Below are 4,145 nucleotides of genomic sequence, written 5' to 3' on the forward strand. Positions count from 1 at the left end.
TTCTCCAGGGCTTGCCGACAGATGGCCAGGCCCCAGTTGTAGGCGTGACGGGCTACCCCAGCGTGCTGAGCGGCTAGGGTCTTCTGCCGGTTATTCAGCTCTAAGCGGGTGCGGAATCCAAGCAGCATTCAGATAGCCGCGGCCAACATGCTTAGTTTAATGGCTATTTCGGTTCCGCAAAGTAACCAATTGTTCAGCAGATCGGGGACTAGAGGCAGCCCCTGTAGCTTGTTCGCGAAAGCGTCACGCAGCGGCGAGGGCGCGATCCAACAATTCCATCGGGTGATAGATGGGGATCCCGGCTTTGCCCTGTAGGCGCAGATGTTTCTGGATTTGTAGGCGGCAGCCGATATTGGCAGAGACAATCCCCTGAGCACCGGTGTTAAGCAAGTTCTTTACCTTCTGGGATCCCAGCTCATCCGCCACCTGGGGTTGCAACAGGTTGTAGACGCCGGAGCTACCACAGCAGAGGGCCGCATCGACGGGATCCCGCAGCTCCAGCCCTGGGATTTGCCGCAACAGGTGTCGAGGTTCCTGGCTGAGCTGCTGCCCATGCAGCATGTGACAGGCATCCTGGTAGACCAGCACCAGGGGTTCCGGCTGTAGCGGGTGTAGGGGAGCCGTTAACCCCACCTGAGCGAGAAACTCCTGAATGTCCTTGACCTGGGCGGCAAATCGGGCTGCCTTCTCTTTGTAGTCGGGATCCCTGGCCAACAGGTGGCCATACTCCTTCAGGGTATGCCCGCAGCCAGAAGCGTTGATCAGAATGGCATCCAACTCGTAATCGGCAAAGGCATCGATCATCTGGCGGGCCAGGGTTTCCGCCTGGCGCAGTTGCCCTTGATGGTGGGGCAAGGCCGCACAACAGCCCTGGACAGGCGGGATCACCACCTCACAGCCGTTGTGGGTCAAGACGCGAATGCTGGCCTCATTTACCTGTGGGGCAAACAGGCGCTGCACACAGCCCAAAATGAGCCCCACCCGAAAACGGCGTTCTCCCACCGCCGGGATCCGCTCAGGGTAGCGCTTGGGCAGCAGTTGCTCCACCTCCAGGGGGGGCATCAGGGATTCCATAGCTGCAAAACGCGGGGAGACCTTTTCCAGACCCTTTCGGATCCAAGCGCCGATCCCCATTTTTTGGTACAGCCAGAGAGGCCACAGCAGCGGTTGCAGCCGCTCCGGGTAAGGAAACACCGAGAAGATGAACTGGCGGTAAAGCCGATCCCAAAGGCTACGTGGGTAGTTGCGTTCGATTTGCGGGCGGGTGGCGGCAATTAAGCGGTCATATTGCACCCCCGATGGACAGGCCGTAACACAGGCCAAACAGCCCAAACAACTGTCGAAGTGGGAAACCGTAGCCGCCGAGAGGGAGATTTGACCTTGGTTGAGAGCCTCCATCTGATAGATGCGCCCCCGCGGCGAGTCCGTCTCTTTGCCGATTACACGGTAGCTGGGGCAGGTGGTCAGGCAAAACCCACAATGCACACAGGCATCGATCAGCTTCGGATCCGGGGGATCCACGCCGTCAAAACTTGGCCCTTTGGATACGTTCATCGGCCTCTAGCTCTCAGCACAAAAGCCTGCTGTACAGACTCAATCTTGCCTTTTGGCTTGTTTTGGGGTTTTGGAGGTGCCCCCGTTTCCTGCATCTTAATCCGGGAACAAAGCGGCTGAGGCGTTCTATCCAGATCCAGATGCTCCTTTCGTCCGTACTACCCTGAAGAAGGGACTCCCCGGACGGATTCCCTCTCAATCGATCCCTCGTTAACCCTCTTCGAGTTGTCTGTGCTCTGCACAGCACGGAGTGCTATGAAAGTGCAACACCTCTTCACCTCAGCTCTTGTGGGCGCAGCCCTCTCCAGTTTGAGCCTGCCCACCGCCGCTCTGGCCCAAGCCAACCTGCGGGAACTCCCTCCAGACCTGGCAGAACAGCTAACCACAGAGCAAATTTTGCAAGCCTGCGCCAACAACCAAGCAGATACTTTGCCCAGCCCTTTCCCGGATGTGGTGCCAAGCGATTGGGCCTACAAGGCAGTGCTTACCCTCTACTACTGTGGAGCCTACCGAGGGGCCATTCCACCGGAGCAATTCCGGCGCTACTTGGAGCAACAACGGGGATCCCAAACTTAGGTGGGCCTGCACCTCAAGCCGGATACATCTCCTGGATGAGGTGGGCATAGCGCTCAGCCACCGGGTTGCGCTTGATCTTCAGGGTCTGGGTCATAAGGCCGTTTTCCACGCTCAGCGGCTCCGGCAAGAAGCGAAAGTCGCTGACCTGCTCGTCGGGCCGGTAGCCAGGGCGTTCTTGGATGCGGCGGCGCACCTCCTGCAAAATCAAGGTGCGGGTCTGGGGCTGGGCCAGCAGCTCGGCATCCTCAGCCGGGATCCCTTGCTCGGCAGCCCAGGCTTTGAGGGCATCGAGGTTGGGGTAGATGAGGGCAGCCAATTTCTTTTGGTCTTGCCCGACGATCACGATCTGACTGATGTAAGGAGACTGCAGACAAGCATCTTCCAGCGGCTGGGGCTCAATATTCTCCCCGTTGAGTAGGACGATGACATCCTTGGCTCTGCCGGTGATCACCAGTTGCCCATCGGGGGTGAGCCAGCCCAGATCCCCGGTTTCAAACCAGCCGTCGGAGCTGAGCACCTTGGCGGTGGCTTCGGGGTTGTTGTAGTAGCCCATCATCACCTGCGGGCCACGGGCCAGGATCAACCCTTTTTCTTGTGGCGGCAGCGGCTGTCGAGTTTCAGGATCCACAATGCGAAACTCCGTCCCCGGCAGAGGGGGGCCAGCCGTACCGCGCACATTGTTGTCTGGACGCCGCGCGCACAACACCGGCGAAGTTTCGGTGAGGCCGTAGCCATTCAAGATGGAAATGCCCACCACCTCGTAGAACAGATCCAAGTAGGCAGGCAGGGATCCACCGCCGCTGATGGCATGTTGAAAATTGGGGCCCAACGCCCGTCGTACCTTGCGGTAGATCAGCACATCGGCCAATCGGTGCAGGGGCCAGAGCAGCCAATGTTGCAGGCGAGCCTGCAGGCGCACCCAGGGGCTGACTCCGTAATGCAAAATCGACTGGTTGCGAGCTATCCGTCCAGAGAGCACATGGCTCTCACTCACGGCCATCAGAGCGCGGATCAGCCGCTGCATCAGGGGGCTTTTCTCTTTGAATTGCCGTTGGATCCCTTCATAAACGGTTTCCCAAATCCGCGGCACTGCCACCAAATAGTGGGGCTGCTCCTGTTGAAAATCTTGTTTGATAAAGCGGGGGCTGGTATAGACCAGCATGCAGGCACGGCTGAGGAGAAAATACTCGCAAGCCCGCTCATAAGAGTGCCAAGTGGGCAGAATGGTCAACACCTTATTCCCCGGTTGTGGCTGTACGACCACGCCCAAGTTCTCCACCTGGTGCATCAGGTTGCCGTGGCTGAGCATCACCCCCTTGGGCCGACCGGAGGTGCCGGAGGTGTAGATGATGGTGGCCAGTTGGGATCGCTCCAGCTTTGGGGGTTGGTAGGTGTGTTCCCGACCCTTTTGCAGCCATTGGGAAAAGTTCAGCACCCCTGCTTCCTGCTCATCGGAAAGCAACAGCAGCCGTTCCAGGCCCAGCTCCTGCACATCCGGCCGGATCCGCCTCAGGGTCTTCAGATCCTGAGCAATCAGGGCCGTGCTACCGGAGTGGCGCAAGATGTAGCCCAGCTCACTGGGATCCGCCACAGCGCTGCGGGGCACATTCACAGCTCCCGTGAACATCGTGGCCAGATCGGCCATCAGCCAGCGGGGGGAGTTATCGGCAAAAATGGCCACCCGATCCCCCGGGCAAATGCCCAAAGCCTGCAGGCCAGCCGCCAGGGTTTGAATGCGGCGAAACAGCTCTCCATAAGACATCTCGAAAACTGGCTGCGCGTGGGGATCCCGTAGGGCAACCTGACCGGCAAACTCTTCCGCCAGCACTTGCCAAACGTTCAGCAGCGTCGTCTCAGGGGCAGTGGGAGTAGCAGAAGCGGCAGCAGTTGTCATAGATCTGTACCGTAAATTACGTTTACAGTCTATTAAACCCAGCCTCTCTCCCCAGGTGTCGCTAGGACAGTTCCCAGCCTGTCACCCCATTCACCATCTTCCCCTTGCGGGGAAAAGGTAG

General features: G+C 58.9%; 4 protein-coding genes. 1 reads left to right on the top strand and 3 read right to left on the bottom strand.

What is annotated here, in order from left to right; genetic code table 11:
- Together NW819_RS13220 and NW819_RS13225 are read right to left on the bottom strand one after the other, a co-directional pair.
- Positions 1 to 128 (bottom strand): helix-turn-helix domain-containing protein (locus NW819_RS13220; RefSeq protein ID WP_414414029.1); only part of this gene is annotated, 128 nt, incomplete at its 3' end.
- A gap of 115 nt (positions 129 to 243) precedes the next feature.
- Positions 244 to 1,554, bottom strand: coding sequence for a (Fe-S)-binding protein (locus NW819_RS13225; RefSeq protein WP_414414027.1), 1,311 nt, complete (start codon positions 1,552 to 1,554; stop codon positions 244 to 246).
- A 255-nt stretch (positions 1,555 to 1,809) separates the two neighbouring features.
- Between NW819_RS13225 and NW819_RS13230 the strand changes: the two genes are divergently transcribed.
- The gene (locus NW819_RS13230) at positions 1,810 to 2,130 is read left to right on the top strand and encodes a hypothetical protein (RefSeq protein ID WP_414331146.1); all 321 of its coding nucleotides are present in this window, start codon (positions 1,810 to 1,812) and stop codon (positions 2,128 to 2,130) included.
- Between the two features lie 13 nt (positions 2,131 to 2,143).
- Here NW819_RS13230 and NW819_RS13235 read toward each other — a convergent pair whose 3' ends face one another.
- On the bottom strand, positions 2,144 to 4,024 hold the full coding sequence (locus NW819_RS13235) for an AMP-dependent synthetase/ligase (RefSeq protein WP_414414028.1): 1,881 nt from the start codon (positions 4,022 to 4,024) through the stop codon (positions 2,144 to 2,146).
- Between the last annotated feature and the right edge of the window lie 121 nt (positions 4,025 to 4,145).

This window comes from Synechococcus sp. R8-2 (assembly GCF_047461715.1).
Classification (GTDB): Bacteria; Cyanobacteriota; Cyanobacteriia; order Thermostichales; family Thermostichaceae; genus Thermostichus.

Bases quoted from the DNA above. Each gene is read 5' to 3' on its own strand.
- NW819_RS13225 (WP_414414027.1), bottom strand. From the start codon at position 1,554: ATGAACGTATCCAAAGGGCCAAGTTTTGACGGCGTGGATCCCCCGGAT.
- NW819_RS13230 (WP_414331146.1), top strand. From the start codon at position 1,810: ATGAAAGTGCAACACCTCTTCACCTCAGCTCTTGTGGGCGCAGCCCTC.
- NW819_RS13235 (WP_414414028.1), bottom strand. From the start codon at position 4,024: ATGACAACTGCTGCCGCTTCTGCTACTCCCACTGCCCCTGAGACGACG.